This is a genomic window from Rhizobium aouanii (genome assembly GCF_037002925.1).
Classification (GTDB): Bacteria; Pseudomonadota; Alphaproteobacteria; order Rhizobiales; family Rhizobiaceae; genus Rhizobium; species Rhizobium aouanii.
The window spans coordinates 179853-196277 of the sequence record NZ_JBAMYD010000007.1 but is presented as its reverse complement, the minus strand read 5'-3'; the positions used below and the strand labels follow the sequence as shown (position 1 = coordinate 196277).

Genomic DNA, 16425 nt, shown 5'->3' with positions numbered 1-16425 from the left:
CGCCGGGAGGCCGGCGGCTTGTCGACATCGGTACTGCCGGAAGGATCAGCCTTCCGGCGGCGACTCGATCATGCCGAGCGCGAGCAGGTAGGTGTCGAGGATTGCTTCCTCTTCCATGCGTTCCTGCTCGTCCTTCTTGCGCAGCGCCACGACCTTCTTCAGGATCTTGGTATCGAAGCCCATTCCCTTGGCCTCGCCATAGACGTCCTTGATGTCGTCGGCGATGGTCTTCTTTTCTTCTTCCAGCCGTTCAATGCGCTCGATGAAAGCGCGAAGCTGATCGCGGGCGACGCCATGAGCATCAGACATCGTGTTCTCCTGGTTTTCGGTGATCAATTTTGGATGCCAGTGACTGCCGCGAAGCGGCGTCACGGTCAAGCCTGTTCGCGGCCAGCCAAGCTATTTGTGTGGATTGTTCAGTTCAAAAGCAGCCTTTTGCACAGGCGAGGCCTCGTTCTGGTGAAGATTCTTCCAGTCCTCATAGGACATGCCATAGACCATTTCGCGCGATTCGTCCTTGGTAACCGGGACACCTTCGGCCTCGGCGGCTTCGCGATACCAGTTCGACAGGCAGTTGCGGCAGAAGCCGGCCAGATTCATCAGATCGATGTTCTGAACGTCGCTGCGTTCGCGAAGATGTGCGACGAGGCGGCGGAAGGCGGCAGCTTCGAATTCGGTCTGTTGTTCCTTGCTGAGCGCGGTCATCTCGCTTCCTTTCGTTAAAGTGAGGCCTTTCGTTTGGAGGCCTTCGTTCAATAGGGGCCGGTGCGCGACAGGTGGACATCGTATTCGTGCAAAGCGGGATCGGCATTCATCGCCGCAAAGATCGGCGCCAGGCGTTCGGCCCATGCTGATATGCCGGTCTCGTCTCTGATCAGGTCCTGGCGCACCTCGAGCAGCGCATGCGGAATGCCTGTGATCATGCAATGGCGGTACATGGTATCGCCCTTCAGCGCGCCGTCATAGGGTTCGTTGTCGCCAACCGCGAGATCGGGATCTGCGCGCAGCATGTCAAGCAGCGGGCCGACGGCGCGATCGTCGCTATCCCAGAGCACGGCAGCGTGCCAGGGACGAGGAATACCTTTCCAGGCCGGCGTGAAGGAGTGCAGCGACAGTACCAGCGGTGCCCTGCCGGTTGCATTCGCCACGCTGTCGATCGTTGCGGCGACAGCGTCGTGATAGGGGCGATGGAAGGTTTCGATCCGGTAGTTCCATTCCTGCGGCGTGATCGGATGATTGCCTGATATGACGGCGCCGTCGGAGATCTTCATGATCAGTGTCGGATCGTCTTCACCGCGATTCGGATCGATCAGCAGACGCGAAAAGCCGCCGAGCACGGCAGGAACGCCGAGTTTTTCCGAAAGCTGCCGCGTCAGGCCCTCGATGCCGATGTCATAGGCGATGTGGCGGGCGAAGGCCGCGTCGGGCAGTCCGAGCCGGCCATATCGCGCGGGAAGGCGGTTCATCGCGTGATCTGCGAGGATCACCATGCCTTTGTCATGTTTGCCGGATAGGATTTCGAAGGATTGGAAGTCGTCCATCAGGAATTGCCGTTCGTCATTTGCGCCGTCGGGCGCAGTGATCGCATGCGCCTGCGGCGGGTTCAAGCGCGGCACGAGGGAGAGGTTGAACCGGACCCTCGACGGATGGGTTATGAAAGGAAATATAATCGATTAGCATTGCGTTGACTTTCGCTTGACGGCGGCGCAAGAAGACACGGATACGAATAACCGTGGAGCTATTTGGGAGCCGTGTTGATCCAAGCCGCGCCAAGTTTCCTCACGCGGTCCGGACCGCTGGTCCGTCTCGCTCTGTTCGCTCTTGCAGCCGCCATGCCGTTTTTCATCGCAGATGCCGCACGCGCCGATTTTCGCGTCTGCAACGGAACACAGAATCTCGTCGGCGTCGCGATCGGATACCGGGCCAAGGATGGCTGGGTGACGGAGGGCTGGTGGCAGGTGCCGGCAACGACCTGCGCCACGCTGATCGAGGGAGAATTACAGTCGCGATATTACTACCTCTACGCAGAGGACGCCGCCCGGGGTGGACGATGGACGGGTGACGTGCAGATGTGCGTGGCGGAAAACGAATTCAAGATCACGGGTGTGCAGGATTGTTATGCCCGCGGTTACCAGAAGATGGGATTCAAGGAATATGATACGGGCCGCCAGGGTAGCTGGATGGTCCAACTCTCCGACACCCCAGGGACGCAAGAAAGCCAGAATTGATGAAGCGTAATCGCAAAGTTAAAATCCTCGCCACCCTCGGGCCAGCCTCCTCCGAGGAATCGATGATCGAGAAGCTGCACCAGGCCGGTGCGGATGTCTTCCGCATCAATATGAGCCATGCGAGCCACGACATGATGCGTACGCTCATCCAGCGCATCCGCTCGGTCGAAGCGCGCTCCGGCCGACCGATCGGCATTCTCGCCGACCTGCAGGGACCGAAACTGCGTGTCGGCAAGTTCGTCGACGGCAAGGTGGACCTGAGGCCCGGCCAGACCTTCACGCTCGACAACAACGAAGCGCTCGGCGATCAGAACCGCGTCTATCTGCCGCATCCCGAAATCCTGGAATCGGTACAGCCCGGCCATCGTCTGCTGATCGACGACGGCAAGCTCGCCCTGCGCGCAGAAAAATGCGACGGCAAGAGCATCGTCACGACTGTTATTTCGGGCACGCGCATCTCCGACCGCAAGGGCGTCAGCCTTCCCGACACGCTGCTCGGCGTCGGCGCGCTGACGGACAAGGACCGCGCCGACCTCGACGCGGTGCTTGCCACCGACGATGTCGATTGGGTGGCGCTTTCCTTCGTCCAGCGTCCCGACGACCTTGCCGAAGTGCGCAAGATCGCCCGCGGCCGCGTCGGCCTGATGTCGAAGATCGAAAAGCCGCAGGCTCTCGAGCGCATCGAGGAAATCATCGAACTGTCAGACGCATTGATGGTCGCCCGTGGCGATCTCGGCGTCGAAATGCCGCTCGAATCGGTTCCCGGCATCCAGAAGCAGCTGATCCGCGCCTGCCGCCGTTCGGGCAAGCCGGTGGTCGTTGCCACGCAGATGCTGGAATCGATGATCTCGGCGCCGGTGCCGACACGCGCCGAAGTTTCCGACGTCGCGACCGCCGTCTTCGAAGGTGCGGATGCCGTCATGCTCTCGGCCGAATCGGCCTCGGGCGATTATCCCGTCGAAGCCGTCACGACGATGGCGTCGATTGCCACCGCCATCGAGCGCGAGCCGCATTATCCCGGCATTATCTATGCCCAGCGTGCCCAGCCGGAAGCGACCGGCGCCGATGCGATCTCGCTTGCCGCCCGTCAGATCGCCGAAACGCTGAAGCTGTCGGCGATCGTCTGTTACACCTCGTCGGGCACGACAGGCCTTCGTGCCTCGCGCGAGCGTCCGCAAGTGCCGATCCTGGCGCTGTCGCCGATCATCAAGACGGCGCGCCGTCTTGCCGTCGTCTGGGGCCTGCATTGCGTCGTCACCCATGACGCGACCGATCTCGACGACATGGTCAACCGCGCCTGCCGCATCGTCGCCGATGAAGGCTTCGGCAAGCCGGGCGACCGCATCATCATCTCGGCCGGTGTGCCGCTCGGCACGCCCGGCGCCACCAACATGATCCGCATCGCCTATATCGGCTCCGACGGCCAGAGCGGCGTCTGATCCAATCGCATGGATTCTAGAGCCCGCTGCCTGGAAAGGCGGCGGGCTTTTTCGTTGACGGACCGGCATTGCCAAGCTTGGCGGCGCGTGCAAGTTTCGGTCCCTAGGACAGGGTTCGGAGGAGCATCATGGATATCGTCACGCTTCTGGCTTTTGCGGCCGTTTCCTTCGTTGGCATCGCGACGCCGGGGCCGACAGTGCTGTTGGCGCTGACCAACGGTTCGCGGCATGGCCTGCGCCGGGCAATTGCCGGCATGATCGGCGCGGTGCTGTCCGATTTCGTGCTGATCGGCGCCGTCGCGATCGGGCTCGGTGCGCTGCTCGCCGCATCGGAATTCTGGTTCTCGATGCTGAAATGGGCGGGTGCCGCCTATCTCGCTTTTCTCGGTATCATGCTGCTGCGTTCGAAGGGCACGATCGATGCGGCGTTGAAGTCCGGAGTGCCTGCGAGTGTGACATCGCCCTTCTCTATCGGACTGAAGAGTTTTATGGTCGCGGCGACCAATCCGAAGGGCTACCTGTTCTTCTCGGCCTTCCTGCCGCAGTTCATTGATCCTACCATGCCGCAGGCGACGCAATATATGCTGCTCGCCCTTGTCTTTGCCGCGCTCGATTTCCTCATCATGTTCGGCTACGCCTTCTTCGGCTCGCAGGCGGTGCGTTTCCTGAAAACCTCGGGCGCCATGTGGCTGGAGCGGGCCTGTGGTGGCGCGCTGCTGGCGCTTGCCGGCTCGCTGGCCTTTTATCGCCGGGCAACTGTCTGAGTTCAGGGTCGAGCCAGGGATAGGTGGCCAACGCGATAAGTCTGCGTATGCTCGCCGATTTCCGGAACCTCGCGCCATAGCTTGAAGCGTATTCGCGTCCATGTCGTCGGTTCGAAGCCGGAGACGGAGGCGAGTGCGCCGCCCGTCGCCAGGTCGGCTTCGGCCTCCACGCTTTCGACGCGGCGAATGTCGGCGAGAGGTGCGTAGGGCTCTGTCTGCAGGACATCGCCTGTGGCGAACCTCGCTGAGGTGATATCAGGTGAGATTTCTGCCTGCCAGACGATCCAGGTCCTCACCTGTGGCCAGCCGAAGGCGCCGGTGAGCGCCTTGAAGCCCGGGCCGCAGAGGAAATCGCTCGCCCCTTCGGGTTTCTGCCAGAGATAGAAAGGCGCATAGAGATTGTTGCGGCTGCCGAACTCCCCTTTGCGGGCGCTGAGATAGGCTTTGAAGCCGAGATTGGGGAAGCCGTCGAGCAGCGGACCCTTGTCGCGGATACGGCGGTCGATGATCGACATGTCGTAATCGGCTGGCAGGGTGAAGCTGTACTGCATGGCGATCATTGCCGGCCTCCGAGCGCACGAAGCCGCCAGTCGGGGTCGGTCATCTGGGCAATGCCGTTACCGAAGGACCAGTCTTCCGGTGCGCTGGTGCTGATGACGATCATCAGATCCTCCGGCCGGAGGCCCGGCGATTGCGCCAGGAGATCGGCGAGCCGCCGATAGAGCGCCGCCTTCATCTCGCCGGTGCGAGGCCTGCCGATCGTGATCGAGATATAGACGAAGTCGTCCGAGCGCGGGCCGGCGAGATAGCTCCGGTCGAAGATCAATTCGTTGCCGTCATGCTGGTGGATGGCCTGGAAGCGGTCGTTTTCGGGCACGTCGAAGGTCTCGACCAGGGCGCGCTGGATGTTGTCGGCCAGTGCCATGAGGTAGTCCGGCGACTTGCCTTTGTGAAGGGAAATGCGAACGAAGGGCATCGGGATCTCCATGGTTCAGACCGCGGGTCGGCCTTGACAGCAGAACCATCGCACGGCACGATGATGCTGAAAATCAGAATTTTATGGATAAATGGTCCTGAAAATCGGGATAATGCAATGCGACGGACGATCTTCGATCTTGATGTACTTCGGACCTTTTCGACCGGCATGGAGCTCGGCAATTTCGCCAAGGCGGCCGAGCGGCTCGGGCGTTCGACCTCGGCGGTCAGTGCGCAGTTGAAGAAGCTGGAGGAACAGGCGGGCACGCCGATCTTCCGCAAGGCGGGTCGCGGGCTGGGGCTGACCGATGCCGGCGAGACGATGCTCGCTTATGCCAGGCGGCTGCTGGAACTCAACGACGAGGCGGCGGCTGCCGTCAACAGCGTCGAGCTGGAAGGCTGGGTGCGGCTCGGCCTGCAGGAGGATTTCGGCGAGACCCTGCTGCCTGATGTGCTCGGCCGCTTCGCGCGCGCTCATCCGAAGGTCCGGATCGAAGCGCGGGTGGTGCGTAATGCCGAACTGCTCGAGCGCGTCACATCGGGCAAGCTCGATCTGGCGCTTGCCTGGAGTGACGGCACGCTGACGGCGCATTGCGAGCGGATCGGCGAAGTGCCGATGCGCTGGATAGGACCTTCCGAGGGGCAGCCGGTCTGGCAGGCCGCGAGCGGTGAGCCCATGCCACTCGCCTCGCTGGAGGCGCCGTGCCTGTTACGCAGCGCCGCGACCAAGGTGCTGGATGAGGCGGGCATCTCCTGGCGGCTCGCCTTCGTCAGTCCCAGTCTCGGCGGTCTCTGGGCTGCGACGGCGGCAGGCCTCGGTCTCACCATCCGCACGCCGATCGGCCTGCCGGCGAAGGTCCGGCCGCTGGCGCCGGAGACGATCGGCCTGCCTGATTTGCCCAACCTCGGCCTGGTCCTCCACCGGGCGGAAGCCGAACCGCAACCGGCTGCGGCCCGGCTTGCCGAGCTCGTGCTTCAGTCGGTGCTGGGCACGCTGCGCGGAGTGGTGGCCTAACATCTCCGCATTGACCCCTCGGGCGCAAGCTTGTAGCCTCAAACTGCTATGAAGACGTTCACCCTCAATATCGCTTCGGTCTTCTTCTTGAGCCTCTAAGGCTCTGCCTTCGGGCATCAGAAGATGCGGCCGCTGACCAGCCTTCGCGGCTGGAGCGTTGCCGTGGACTGTAACCACCCTGTGTCTGGCCACGGAAAGAGCCGGCAGGTTTGGCGATAGAGAGATATATCATGACATCAGATGTTTACCCGCCGGCGCTGAGTGCTGCGCAGATCGAGCAATTCATCGAAGACGGCTTCATCAGGATCGACGACGCTTTTCCCCGCGCATTGGCCAAGGAAGCTCGTGGCATCATGTGGCGCGACATTCCCTTCGATGCGGATGATCCAAGGACATGGATGCAGCCAGTCGTGCGGCTTGCCGGTTATGGCGGCGGGCCATTCGAGAAAGCCGTCAATACGCCGGTGTTGCATTCGGCCTTCGACCAGCTCGTCGGCAAGGGTCGCTGGGAGCCACGCAGTGGGCTTGGCAGTTTCCCGGTCCGCTTTCCCCATCCCGATGATCCCGGCGATGCCGGCTGGCATGTCGATCTGAGCTTTCCCGGCGAGGATTCCGATCCTGACGAGCAACGGGACTTTTCCGCCTGGCGGGTGAACATCACGTCTCGCGGGCGGGCGCTGCTGATGCTCTTCCTGTTCTCGGATGTCGGGGAGGAGGATGCACCGACCCGTATCCGCGTCGGTTCGCACAAGGATATCGCCCGCCTCCTGGCGCCAGCGGGTGAGGCGGGGATGGCCCACCTCTGGCTGGAGCATGTCGGGGAGGAGCGGCCGCTGGCCTTGGCGACGGGACGGGCGGGCACGGTCTATTTGTGCCACCCGTTCCTCATCCATGCAGCGCAGATGCATCGCGGCAAGCAGCCGCGTTTCATGGCGCAGCCCGGCCTTGCGCCTTCCGAAGCCCTTCGGCTCGAACGGGAGGACGGCGCCTATTCACCGGTCGAGACGGCGATCCGGCGCTCGCTTCAGGAGCAGTAGCGAAGGCAGGATGCGTCCTGCCGTCGCAGGCTGGATGCATCACATCTGCAGTTCCTGCAGGGCGGCGCGCCGGATTGCCTGCGGCGGCTGACCGAAAGCGCGAAGGAAGGCGCGGCGCATGCGCTCGCGATCGGCAAAACCGGTTTCGCGGGCAACGACATCGATCGGGTGCCGGCCCTGTTCCATCATCAGGCGGGCCGCTTCCAGCCGCAGGTTCTCGACGGCCTTGGCCGGCGATTGCCCGGTTTCGGCGCGGAAGGCGCGACTGAACTGGCGGGGGCTGAGATGGGCGGCTTCCGCCAGCTCCTCGACCGAAAGCGCCGATTTCAGATTGCTGCGGGCGTGGGCGAGCGCCTTCTGGATGCGGTCCGATTTGGGCTCCAGTTCCAGAAGGGCTGAAAATTGCGACTGGCCGCCGGCGCGGCGGTGATAGACGACAAGCATGCGGGCAACGGCGCGCGCCACTTCGATACCGTGATCCTTCTCGACCATCGCCAAAGCCAGATCGAGACCGGCCGTCATGCCGGCAGAGGTCCAGACGGAACCGTCGATGATGAAGATCCGATCCTCTTCCATCTTTATTTTCGGATAGCGGCTTTGCAGTTCGCGGGAGACATACCAGTGCGTTGTCGCGCGGCGGCCGTCGAGGATGCCGGCTTCGGCGAGAAAGAAGGCGCCCGTGCAGATCGACGCCAAACGACGTGCGACGGGCAGGGCGGCGCGGATAAAGGCGGCTTCTACGACATTCGGCAGGCGGATGCCCGGGGCTCCTGCCACGATCAGCGTGTCGAGGGCCGGGTCGCCAAAGGCTTCCGTTTCCATCACCATGCCAAGCGAATTGGTAACCGGCCCACCATTCTCGGAAAGATAGCGGATGTCGTAAACCTTTTCCTCAAGCTCGATATTGGTGAACTCGAAGGCCGAGACGGCAGCCAAGCTCATGATCTGGAATCCGGGATAGAGCAGAAAGCCAATTTTCTGCATTTCGTCGCCTCCGAGAAAATGATGTCTTAAAAGGTGGTATATACGACATTTGGGACATCAGCAATCAGGCGTAAGAATCTCTTCAAGCGCAAGGCCATCGGGCCGGCGTATTCAAGGAGACGGATCATGTTGCAGGAACATAAGGGCACGGCGCTGGTGACGGGCGCATCCTCGGGCATTGGCGTGATCTACGCCCATAGGCTGGCAAAGCAGGGTTACGATCTCATCATCGTCGCCCGCAACGGCGAGCGCCTGCAGGCGCTGGCAAGTCGGTTGAGTGATGAGACCGGACGGACCGTCGAGACTGTCGTCGCCGATCTCGGCGACAGGGTCGATCTTGCTCGCGTCGAAAGCGTGCTGAAGGAAGATCGGAGCATCACGCTTCTCGTCAACAATGCTGGCTTCGGCGGGACGGCGCCGCTGCTTGCCGCCGATGTCGACAAGATGCAGGAAATGATCGAACTCAACGTCACGGCGCTGATGCGGCTGACCTATGCCGCTGTTCCTGGCTTCGTTGCGCGTGGCGGCGGTACGATCATTAACATTGCGTCTATTGTCGCGATCGCACCGGAACTCTTGAACGGCGTTTATGGCGGTACGAAAGCCTTCGTGCTCGCCTTCAGCCAATCGCTGAAGCATGAGCTGGCGGAGAAGAACGTTCGCATCCAGGCCGTTCTGCCCGGGGCCACGGCAACGGAATTCTGGCACATCGCCGGCACGCCGGTCGAACATTTGCCGAATGAGATCGTGATGTCGGCAGAAAATATGGTCGATGCGTCGCTCGCAGGCCTCGAGCAGGGCGAATTCGCGACCATTCCGTCGCTCGAGGATGCCGGTCTGCTTGCCGCCTATGAGCAGGCGCGCGAGGCGCTGATGCCGAACCTGTCTCGCAGCATGCCGGCGGAGCGCTACAAGATCGCCTGAGGCTTACCGATGAAAAGCCATCCGCGGCAGTGCTGCGGATGGCCCAAAAAGCGTTCACGGCATTTGCGGCCGATCGCAACCTTGTACGCTGCGAGCTGCTCAGCCGTAGCGTCCGAGCGCCGTGGCGAAGATATCGGCATCGACATTGCCGCCCGAAGTGACGGCGACGATCGTGTTGCTTTCCAGGGCGTCGCCATGGAAGAGGGCGGCGGCAAGGGCCACGGCGCCGCCGGGCTCGACGACGATCTTCAGCCGCGAGAAGGCGAGCGCCATAGCGCGCAGCGCCTCTTCGTCGGTGACGACGATGCCGGCGCCGGCTAAGCGCTTGAGGATCGGGAAGGTGATGGTGCCCGGCTGCGGCGTGACGATCGCATCGCAGATCGAGCCCGATACCGCCGCGTTGCGTTCGATCTTGCCGGAGGCGAGCGAGCGGGTGGTGTCGTCGAAATCCTTGGGCTCGCAGGGGCGGACGCGAAAGCCGGGGGCGCTGGCTTCGAGGGCGAGCGCAATGCCAGAGGTCAATCCGCCGCCGCCGCAGGGAACGAGGACCTCGGCCGATGTCACGCCTTCCTCTTCCGCCTGTTCAGAGATTTCGAGACCGGTCGTGCCCTGACCGGCGATGACCAGCGGTTCGTCGAAGGGCTTGATCAGCGTCAGGCCGCGTTCGGCCGAAAGCCTGGCGCCGATCTCGTCGCGATCTTCATTGACGCGGTCGTAGAGCACCACTTCGGCGCCGAAGGCGCGGGTGTTGGCGATCTTCAGCTTCGGCGCATCGCTCGGCATGATGATGACAGAGGGGATATTGTGCAGCTTGGCCGCAAGCGCAACGCCCTGGGCGTGGTTGCCGGAGGAGAAGGCGATGACACCCTTCGAGCGCACCGCCGGATCGAGGCCGGAGACGGCCGACCAGCCGCCGCGAAACTTGAACGAGCCGGAATGCTGCAGACATTCCGCCTTCACGAATAGGCGCCGGCCGGCAATCTCATTCAAAAAAGGAGAGGAGAGAAGCGGCGTGCGCCTTGCATGACCGCGCAGACGGGCGCGAGCTGCGACAATCATTTCAATGCTGGCCATTCGGGAATCTTTCTGCTTGCGGGTTCGCCCATGCATAGGGCGAGGCAAGCTAATTGTGAACGGCGACTTTGTCACGGTGACATGAATGGTGCCACCGCTGCTTCATCAGCCGCGTTGTGCTTCCGCCAACTGCTTGATCAGGCGACCCCGAAGCGTCAGTAGCCGCTTGCCGACCCTTCCGTTGCGCGGCTGTCCATGGCGCCATTGTAGCGGGCGCCGCCGCCTTTTTCGATGGCGGCAAGGCTTTTGCCGCCGACGAGGATGCCGGCGGCCTGGCCCCAGACCGTCCCGTCATTGCCGCCGTCGAAGCTGTAGCCCATGGCGGCGAGCGTCTGTTCCGTATCCGGCGAAAGTGCATAGGGTTCGAGAAAGACCTTGTCGGGCTGCCATTGGTGGTGGAGACGCGGGGCGTTGACCGCCTGACTGATGTCCATGCCGAAATCGACGACATTGAGGATCGCTTCCAGCGTGATGGTGATGATGCGCGAGCCGCCGGGGCTGCCGATCACCATGAAGGGCTTGCCGTCCCGAGTGACGATCGTCGGGCTCATCGAGGAGAGCGGCGTCTTCTTCGGGGCGATGGCATTGGCCTCGCCCTGCACCAGTCCGTAGAGGTTCGGCACGCCGGGCTTGGACGTGAAATCGTCCATCTCGTTGTTGAGCAGCACACCGGTGCCGGGCGCTACGACGGCGGCACCGAAGGAGCCATTCAGTGTATAGGTGACGGCGACTGCATTGCCCTCGTCGTCGATGATCGAATAATGCGTGGTCTCGGTGCTTTCCTTGCCGCCCAGCGGTTTCAGGTTCGCCGAGGTGCCGGCCTTGTAAGGGTCGATCTTGGCTGCGATCTCCAAAGCATACTTCTTGTCGAGCAGCTTTGTCACCGGGTTCTCGACGAAATCGGGATCACCGAGCGCAGCATTGCGGTCGACATAGGCATAGCGCATCGCCTCGACCATGATGTGCACGGTTTCAGCTGAGTTATAGCCGAGATAGGAGAGTGGATATCCTTCGAGAACGTTGAGGATCTCGCAGATGATGACGCCGCCGGAAGACGGTGGCGGCGAAGAGATGATGTCGTAGCCGCGGTAATTGCACTCGATCGGCTTCAGCTCGCGCACGGCATATTGCTCGAAATCCTCCTTGGCGAGGATGCCGCCCTTGGCCTGGCTCGCCTTGACGATCGCCTCGGCGGGCGCGGCCTTGTAGAAGGCGTCGGGGCCTTTTTCGGAGATGCCTGCCAGGACGGCGGCAAGGTCCGGTTGCTGGAGTTTTTCGCCTGATGCATAGGGTTTGCCGTCCGCTTTCAGGAAGATCTTTGCCGTGGCTTCATCCTTGGAAAGGCGTTTGGCGTTGCTGGCGAAACTTGCCGCGTCGCCCTGTTCCAGCGTGAAACCTTCCTTGGCGAAGCGGAGTGCCGGCGCGATCAGTTCTTCGCGCGATTTGGTGCCGTATTTCTCGCGCGCGGTCTCGAAGCCCATGACGGAGCCCGGTACGCCGACGGCAAGATAACCGTCGAGGCTGGCACGCGGCACGATATCGCCCTTGGCGTCGAGATACATGGTCTTCGTGGCGGCAAGCGGCGCGCGTTCGCGGAAATCGAGGAAGGTCTTCGTGCCGTCCTTCAGGCGGATGGTCATGAAGCCGCCGCCGCCGAGATTGCCGGCTGAGGGATAGACAACCGCCAGTGCATAACCGACGGCGACCGCCGCATCGACGGCATTGCCGCCGCCTTTCAGCACGTCGACGCCGACGTCGGTCGCCAGATGCTGGGCGGTGACGACCATGCCGTGCTCGGCTTCGACGGGCGCAGGCGAGGCGGCAAAAGCCGCGGTCAGGCTCAGCGACAATGCTGATATGACGGAGATCGTCCCGATATGCAGGCGGCCCATGATTTCCCCTCCTATGGACAATGATGGAAAAACATATGGGACTGCGATGGCACGAGGCAATGCAAGGGATTGGCTTTAAATCATGTCGCGCAAAACTGTGCCGCGGGTTTGTGACGGCGACATGCGTAAAAACAAAACCCAAAGCTTCAGCAGTTCGACGAGTTTCCCGTTGACGTCGGCGTTATCGAGCGGCGTACGATGCTCTTTATCTTCGCCGGATGGGTCAGCGTCAGGCCGGTCGAAGGTCATGCGGCCCTTGGCCGGATAATTATACAATTCAACGTGCTACAGCGTGTTTTGCGCGTCTGAGAAGACACGCGGCGCAGCAGACGCCAACGACGGCGCGGTTGCGACCGTCCGATCGCGTGAGGTGGCGGCAAGCCTCTCTTCGGCCTTGCGGGCGATCGCCTGCAGGTCGCGGGGCTTGCCTGATATCTTCTCCATGGCGGCGATGGCGACATCGGTTGCGAGGTAATCCGGCTTGTGGCCGACGCCGCGAACGGTGATGAGTTCGGAGCGTGATATATCGCGGGCAAGGCCGCGCGAATGCAGGTGTTCCCAGACGATCTCGTCGCGGTCGCCCGTTATGATGACGGTCGGCGCGGTGATCTGCGAATAAAGCAGCGACTGCTCCTTCACATAGGCGAGCAATCTTTTGAAATCGGCGGCATTGTTGTGGAAGGCGCTGGGGCGCAGCACCAGCGACGGACCGGTTTTTTCGATGTAATCGGCCGGGCGAGGATTGGGGCGGAAGACATTCAGCGTGCCACGCTCCAGCCGTCTCAGCCCGAGCGGTACGACGATTGCGTGAGTGAAGAGCCAGCCGACGACCGGTGTCGTGGCGACATGGTAGTACCAGTCGATGCCGCCCGGCCAGGGATGGGTGGCGGGCGCGAGGAAGAGCAGGCCGGCGGTCTTGTCAGGATGGCGCAGGCCGAAGGCGGCGGTGATCGCGCCGCCGAAGGAATGGCCGACGATGATCGCCTTTTCGATGCCGCGCTTCTCCATCAGTCTGGCGATCGCATCGGCCTGGCCGGAGGGGACGGCGTTCTCGGGTCCGCCGCGTTCGGAATAGCCATGACCGGGGCGATCGACGAAGAGCATTTCCGCCCGGCCTTCGAGCGCGGCACGAAAGGCGACGACCTGATCGAGCAGATTGCCGCTGGCGCCGTGAATGAAGACCAGCGCCGGCAGATCCGCATTTTTGGGACGCTTGATGTGGACGGCATTCATGCGGTAACCGCCGACATCCGTCAGTTCTCCGATATTTGGATAGGCGTGTTCGAATTGCCGCGCCTTATAAGTGGAATAACCGATGGCGGCGGCGAGCGGGGCGAGAAGAGCGGAAACTTCTGCAAGCATGATCTCAACGAGCGATATTTGCGGGACGGCCTGCGGCGGACAACCGCCACATCGTTCCTCTAAAGTCTAAAATTGTGCATCGTGATCGGACGTCAAGATCGCTGACCGGGAATCAGGTGCGGTTGCCGGCAAGTTTTTCCGCAAGCGTGTTGGCCTGTTCCTGCGCGGTGCGTTCGGCGGGATAGATATCGAGAAAACGCTCCCAAGCTTTCAAGGTCAGCTGGTCGTTGCCGGAATTGCTAAGGATCGCCGCCATGCCGGAGAGAGCGCCGAAATGGCGCGGCTCGAGATCGAGCACACGTTCGATGTCGGACATCGACTTGCGATAATTGCCCATGACGAAATTCAGCGTGGCGCGGCGGTTCCAGCTTTCGGCATAATCGGGCTTCAGCGCGATCGCCTCATCGAGGAAATCGAGGGCGGCGGGGTTGCGCTTTTCCTCGATCGCCTTGTCGGCCCACTGCATCAGCAGATTGATGGTGGCGCTACCGGAATCGTTCCATTCCATGCGGATTTCATTGGCGATGCCGCTGGCCTTTTCGGGATCGCGTTCACGCTTCAATTGGCTGAAGAGCTGGTCGAGGTGCTGCTTCGGCGAATTGTTGGTATCCGCCTGCTCGACGATGACGTCCTTTTTCGCCGCGGCGGCCGGCTTTTCCGCGGCGGTCGCCGGAAAGGAAGAGGTGAGCAGAATGAGAACGAGCGGCAGCGCCGCTGATGTCAAAGCAAAAAAGCGCATGGCGGACATATTAGCCCGCCAGCGCCGAAGATCAAACAAATTTGACGTGATCACCGCAGCGACCCACCGGATATATCTGCCGGCGCAAGCTCACGCGGCAGGGCGATCCGGACGCGCGAAATCAGCCCTGACGAGCCTTGAAGCGCGGGTTCAGCTTGTTGATGATGTACATGCGGCCCTTGCGGCGAACCAGACGGTTGTCACGGTGACGAGCCTTGAGCGACTTGAGCGAATTCTTGATCTTCATTTTTCTGATCCGCGATCTCTATGGGGGAATTCACATTCGCCCGTATCTTTAACAATCAAAAGCGCGCCATCGGGCGCGCTGTTTAGGTGGGGGAGCAGATACCCCGTCACCTTTTCCGTGTCAACCACATGAAGGTGTTTTTCCCAAGGCGCAGCGGTGTTTTCTCAGGCCAAAACCGGCGATTTCGGCGTCAAGGTGGTGACATGGCCCATCTTGCGGCCGGGGCGCCACTCGGTCTTGCCATAGAGATGAACCAGCGTATCGGGGCGCCGCAGCCAGTCGGGAACGGCAAGAATATCGTCGCCGATCAGGTTCTGCATGACGCAGTCGGAATGGCGCTCGCCGTTGCCGAGCGGCAGGCCGGCAACGGCGCGGATATGCTGCTCGAACTGGCTGACGACGCAGGCGGCTTCCGTCCAGTGACCGGAGTTGTGGACACGCGGCGCCATCTCGTTGGCGATCAGACCGCCATCGGCAAGCACGAAGAATTCGATGCCGATGACGCCGACATAGTTCAATGCAGCAAGGATTTTCTCGGCAGATTGCCGCGCGGCGTCCGCCGCCGGCGCAGAGATCGCAGCGGGAACCGTCGAAGTGTGGAGAATGCCGTTGCGGTGCACATTCTCGGCGGGATCGAAGCAGACGACCGTACCGTCGGTGGCGCGAGCAGCGATGATCGAGACCTCACGCTCGAAGGCGACGAAGCTTTCGAGGATGAGCGGCACGCCGCCAAGTGCTGCATAGGCACCATCCGGGCTGTCTGCGGCCGAGCGGAAAACCTTCTGGCCCTTGCCGTCATACCCGAGACGGCGGGTCTTCAGCACGCCCTGGCCGCCGAAATCCTTCAGTGCCGTCTCGAGGTCGGCCTGGCTGTCGATCGTGTGGAAGCGGGCAGTTGATATGCCGCAGCCATTGAGAAAGCGCTTTTCGACAAGGCGGTCCTGGGCTGCTTCCAGCGCCTTCGGCGGCGGATAGACGAACACACTAGCCGAGAGCGTTTCGGCGGCTACGACGGGCACGTTCTCGAATTCGTAGGTGACGACGTCGCAGATATCGGCGAGTTCGGCCAGTGCCGCCGGATCGTCATAGGCGGCGGTAATCTGCCGGTTGGCGAGCTGGGCGGCTGGGCAGTCCGCCTGCGGCTCGAGGATGACCGTGCGAAAATTCAACCTGGCGGCGGCAATGGCTAGCATGCGGCCGAGCTGGCCGCCGCCGATAATGCCGATCGTTCTTGCCGTCATAGATCGTCCATCGGGTATTCGGCGACGGCAGCACTCTGGCGCTCGCGCCATTCGTCGAGCCGGTCGGCGATTTCTTCGTCGGAAAGGGCAAGCACGGCGGCGGCGAGAAGGGCGGCGTTGACCGCGCCGGCCTTGCCGATGGCAAGCGTACCGACAGGAATACCGGCCGGCATCTGCACGATGGAAAGGAGGCTGTCCTGGCCGGACAGGGCTTTCGACTGGACCGGCACGCCGAAGACCGGCAGCGGCGTCATCGCGGCGGTCATACCCGGCAGGTGGGCGGCGCCACCGGCGCCGGCGATGATGACCTTGAAGCCCTCCGCGCGTGCGCCCTTGGCGAAATTGACCAGCCGGTCGACTGTGCGGTGCGCCGAAATGATGCGCGCGTCATAGGGAATTTCCAGCGCCTCCAGCGTGTCGGCGGCGTTTTTCATGGTTTCCCAGTCGGACTGGCTGCCCATGATGATGGCGACGGGTGGTCTGTCTGTCATCGTTGCTGCTATT

At 62.2% G+C, this 16425-nt stretch carries 20 protein-coding genes; 6 read left to right on the top strand and 14 right to left on the bottom strand.

Features of this window, described 5'->3' with window-relative positions; all coding sequences use genetic code 11:
- Positions 1-45: 45 nt before the first annotated feature.
- From V8P77_RS14635 to V8P77_RS14625, 3 genes are all read right to left on the bottom strand, one after another.
- Positions 46-309, bottom strand: a complete 264-nt coding sequence (locus tag V8P77_RS14635) for a DUF2312 domain-containing protein (RefSeq protein WP_003542853.1) — start codon at positions 307-309, stop codon at positions 46-48.
- 90 nt (positions 310-399) lie between these two features.
- A complete protein-coding gene (locus V8P77_RS14630; RefSeq protein WP_181291773.1) occupies positions 400-705 on the bottom strand; it encodes a DUF1244 domain-containing protein in 306 nt (101 codons plus the stop codon).
- Positions 706-752: 47 nt separating this feature from the next.
- Positions 753-1541, bottom strand: a complete 789-nt coding sequence (locus V8P77_RS14625) for an N-formylglutamate amidohydrolase (protein ID WP_335913176.1) — start codon at positions 1539-1541, stop codon at positions 753-755.
- A 201-nt stretch (positions 1542-1742) separates the two neighbouring features.
- On the opposite strand from V8P77_RS14625, the gene V8P77_RS14620 reads away from it, so the two are divergent.
- The 3 genes from V8P77_RS14620 (at position 1743) to V8P77_RS14610 (ending at position 4431) form a co-directional block, all read left to right on the top strand.
- Positions 1743-2228 (top strand): DUF1036 domain-containing protein, encoded by a 486-nt coding sequence (locus V8P77_RS14620; protein ID WP_017967841.1) that lies wholly within the window; start codon positions 1743-1745, stop codon positions 2226-2228.
- On the top strand, positions 2228-3667 hold the full coding sequence (pyk, locus tag V8P77_RS14615; protein ID WP_020051592.1) for a pyruvate kinase: 1440 nt from the start codon (positions 2228-2230) through the stop codon (positions 3665-3667). Before V8P77_RS14620 ends, pyk begins: the two co-directional genes overlap by 1 nt.
- Positions 3668-3795: 128 nt before the next feature.
- A complete protein-coding gene (locus V8P77_RS14610) occupies positions 3796-4431 on the top strand; it encodes a LysE family translocator (protein WP_335913103.1) in 636 nt (211 codons plus the stop codon).
- A 2-nt stretch (positions 4432-4433) separates the two neighbouring features.
- On the opposite strand, the gene V8P77_RS14605 is transcribed toward V8P77_RS14610, so the two are convergent.
- Positions 4434-4991, bottom strand: a complete 558-nt coding sequence (locus V8P77_RS14605) for a DUF4865 family protein (RefSeq protein WP_335913102.1) — start codon at positions 4989-4991, stop codon at positions 4434-4436.
- Positions 4988-5407 carry a tautomerase family protein gene (locus V8P77_RS14600; RefSeq protein ID WP_335913101.1) on the bottom strand — a complete coding sequence of 140 codons (420 nt, stop codon included), beginning with the start codon at positions 5405-5407 and terminating at the stop codon, positions 4988-4990. Before V8P77_RS14600 ends, V8P77_RS14605 begins: the two co-directional genes overlap by 4 nt.
- A 117-nt stretch (positions 5408-5524) precedes the next feature.
- Between V8P77_RS14600 and V8P77_RS14595 the strand changes: the two genes are divergently transcribed.
- Both V8P77_RS14595 and V8P77_RS14590 read left to right on the top strand, forming a co-directional pair.
- The gene (locus V8P77_RS14595) at positions 5525-6421 is read left to right on the top strand and encodes a LysR substrate-binding domain-containing protein (RefSeq protein ID WP_335913100.1); all 897 of its coding nucleotides are present in this window, start codon (positions 5525-5527) and stop codon (positions 6419-6421) included.
- A 230-nt stretch (positions 6422-6651) separates the two neighbouring features.
- Positions 6652-7458, top strand: coding sequence for a phytanoyl-CoA dioxygenase family protein (locus tag V8P77_RS14590; RefSeq protein WP_335913099.1), 807 nt, complete (start codon positions 6652-6654; stop codon positions 7456-7458).
- A 39-nt stretch (positions 7459-7497) separates the two neighbouring features.
- Here V8P77_RS14590 and V8P77_RS14585 read toward each other — a convergent pair whose 3' ends face one another.
- Positions 7498-8442, bottom strand: coding sequence for a GlxA family transcriptional regulator (locus V8P77_RS14585; protein WP_335913098.1), 945 nt, complete (start codon positions 8440-8442; stop codon positions 7498-7500).
- Positions 8443-8568: 126 nt separating this feature from the next.
- Between V8P77_RS14585 and V8P77_RS14580 the strand changes: the two genes are divergently transcribed.
- The gene (locus tag V8P77_RS14580; RefSeq protein WP_335913097.1) at positions 8569-9366 is read left to right on the top strand and encodes an SDR family NAD(P)-dependent oxidoreductase; all 798 of its coding nucleotides are present in this window, start codon (positions 8569-8571) and stop codon (positions 9364-9366) included.
- Between the two features lie 99 nt (positions 9367-9465).
- Here V8P77_RS14580 and V8P77_RS14575 read toward each other — a convergent pair whose 3' ends face one another.
- The 8 genes from V8P77_RS14575 to purE all read right to left on the bottom strand — a co-directional run bounded on the left by V8P77_RS14575 (position 9466) and on the right by purE (position 16412).
- On the bottom strand, positions 9466-10440 hold the full coding sequence (locus tag V8P77_RS14575; RefSeq protein WP_335913096.1) for a threonine ammonia-lyase: 975 nt from the start codon (positions 10438-10440) through the stop codon (positions 9466-9468).
- Between the two features lie 155 nt (positions 10441-10595).
- Positions 10596-12332 (bottom strand): gamma-glutamyltransferase, encoded by a 1737-nt coding sequence (gene ggt, locus V8P77_RS14570; protein ID WP_335913095.1) that lies wholly within the window; start codon positions 12330-12332, stop codon positions 10596-10598.
- Between the two features lie 75 nt (positions 12333-12407).
- Positions 12408-12581, bottom strand: coding sequence for a hypothetical protein (locus V8P77_RS14565; RefSeq protein WP_335913094.1), 174 nt, complete (start codon positions 12579-12581; stop codon positions 12408-12410).
- A gap of 36 nt (positions 12582-12617) precedes the next feature.
- A complete protein-coding gene (locus V8P77_RS14560; RefSeq protein ID WP_335913093.1) occupies positions 12618-13694 on the bottom strand; it encodes an alpha/beta fold hydrolase in 1077 nt (358 codons plus the stop codon).
- A gap of 112 nt (positions 13695-13806) precedes the next feature.
- Positions 13807-14442, bottom strand: a complete 636-nt coding sequence (locus V8P77_RS14555; RefSeq protein WP_335913092.1) for a tetratricopeptide repeat protein — start codon at positions 14440-14442, stop codon at positions 13807-13809.
- 112 nt (positions 14443-14554) lie between these two features.
- A complete protein-coding gene (gene ykgO, locus V8P77_RS14550; RefSeq protein WP_003542835.1) occupies positions 14555-14680 on the bottom strand; it encodes a type B 50S ribosomal protein L36 in 126 nt (41 codons plus the stop codon).
- A 164-nt stretch (positions 14681-14844) separates the two neighbouring features.
- Positions 14845-15921: a 5-(carboxyamino)imidazole ribonucleotide synthase gene (locus V8P77_RS14545; RefSeq protein WP_335913091.1), complete on the bottom strand. Its 1077-nt coding sequence runs from the start codon at positions 15919-15921 to the stop codon at positions 14845-14847.
- The gene (purE, locus tag V8P77_RS14540; protein ID WP_011653459.1) at positions 15918-16412 is read right to left on the bottom strand and encodes a 5-(carboxyamino)imidazole ribonucleotide mutase; all 495 of its coding nucleotides are present in this window, start codon (positions 16410-16412) and stop codon (positions 15918-15920) included. The genes V8P77_RS14545 and purE overlap by 4 nt, the downstream gene beginning before the upstream one ends.
- Positions 16413-16425: the final 13 nt, after the last annotated feature.

What these genes read in the sequence shown, in the direction of transcription:
- V8P77_RS14635 (WP_003542853.1), bottom strand. Translation starts at nt 309, where the DNA reads ATGTCTGATGCTCATGGCGTCGCCCGCGATCAGCTTCGCGCTTTCATC.
- V8P77_RS14630 (WP_181291773.1), bottom strand. Translation starts at nt 705, where the DNA reads ATGACCGCGCTCAGCAAGGAACAACAGACCGAATTCGAAGCTGCCGCC.
- V8P77_RS14625 (WP_335913176.1), bottom strand. Translation starts at nt 1,541, where the DNA reads ATGGACGACTTCCAATCCTTCGAAATCCTATCCGGCAAACATGACAAA.
- pyk (WP_020051592.1), top strand. Translation starts at nt 2,228, where the DNA reads ATGAAGCGTAATCGCAAAGTTAAAATCCTCGCCACCCTCGGGCCAGCC.
- V8P77_RS14610 (WP_335913103.1), top strand. Translation starts at nt 3,796, where the DNA reads ATGGATATCGTCACGCTTCTGGCTTTTGCGGCCGTTTCCTTCGTTGGC.
- V8P77_RS14605 (WP_335913102.1), bottom strand. Translation starts at nt 4,991, where the DNA reads ATGATCGCCATGCAGTACAGCTTCACCCTGCCAGCCGATTACGACATG.
- V8P77_RS14600 (WP_335913101.1), bottom strand. Translation starts at nt 5,407, where the DNA reads ATGCCCTTCGTTCGCATTTCCCTTCACAAAGGCAAGTCGCCGGACTAC.
- V8P77_RS14595 (WP_335913100.1), top strand. Translation starts at nt 5,525, where the DNA reads ATGCGACGGACGATCTTCGATCTTGATGTACTTCGGACCTTTTCGACC.
- V8P77_RS14590 (WP_335913099.1), top strand. Translation starts at nt 6,652, where the DNA reads ATGACATCAGATGTTTACCCGCCGGCGCTGAGTGCTGCGCAGATCGAG.
- V8P77_RS14585 (WP_335913098.1), bottom strand. Translation starts at nt 8,442, where the DNA reads ATGCAGAAAATTGGCTTTCTGCTCTATCCCGGATTCCAGATCATGAGC.
- V8P77_RS14580 (WP_335913097.1), top strand. Translation starts at nt 8,569, where the DNA reads ATGTTGCAGGAACATAAGGGCACGGCGCTGGTGACGGGCGCATCCTCG.
- V8P77_RS14575 (WP_335913096.1), bottom strand. Translation starts at nt 10,440, where the DNA reads ATGGCCAGCATTGAAATGATTGTCGCAGCTCGCGCCCGTCTGCGCGGT.
- ggt (WP_335913095.1), bottom strand. Translation starts at nt 12,332, where the DNA reads ATGGGCCGCCTGCATATCGGGACGATCTCCGTCATATCAGCATTGTCG.
- V8P77_RS14565 (WP_335913094.1), bottom strand. Translation starts at nt 12,581, where the DNA reads ATGACCTTCGACCGGCCTGACGCTGACCCATCCGGCGAAGATAAAGAG.
- V8P77_RS14560 (WP_335913093.1), bottom strand. Translation starts at nt 13,694, where the DNA reads ATGCTTGCAGAAGTTTCCGCTCTTCTCGCCCCGCTCGCCGCCGCCATC.
- V8P77_RS14555 (WP_335913092.1), bottom strand. Translation starts at nt 14,442, where the DNA reads ATGTCCGCCATGCGCTTTTTTGCTTTGACATCAGCGGCGCTGCCGCTC.
- ykgO (WP_003542835.1), bottom strand. Translation starts at nt 14,680, where the DNA reads ATGAAGATCAAGAATTCGCTCAAGTCGCTCAAGGCTCGTCACCGTGAC.
- V8P77_RS14545 (WP_335913091.1), bottom strand. Translation starts at nt 15,921, where the DNA reads ATGACGGCAAGAACGATCGGCATTATCGGCGGCGGCCAGCTCGGCCGC.
- purE (WP_011653459.1), bottom strand. Translation starts at nt 16,412, where the DNA reads ATGACAGACAGACCACCCGTCGCCATCATCATGGGCAGCCAGTCCGAC.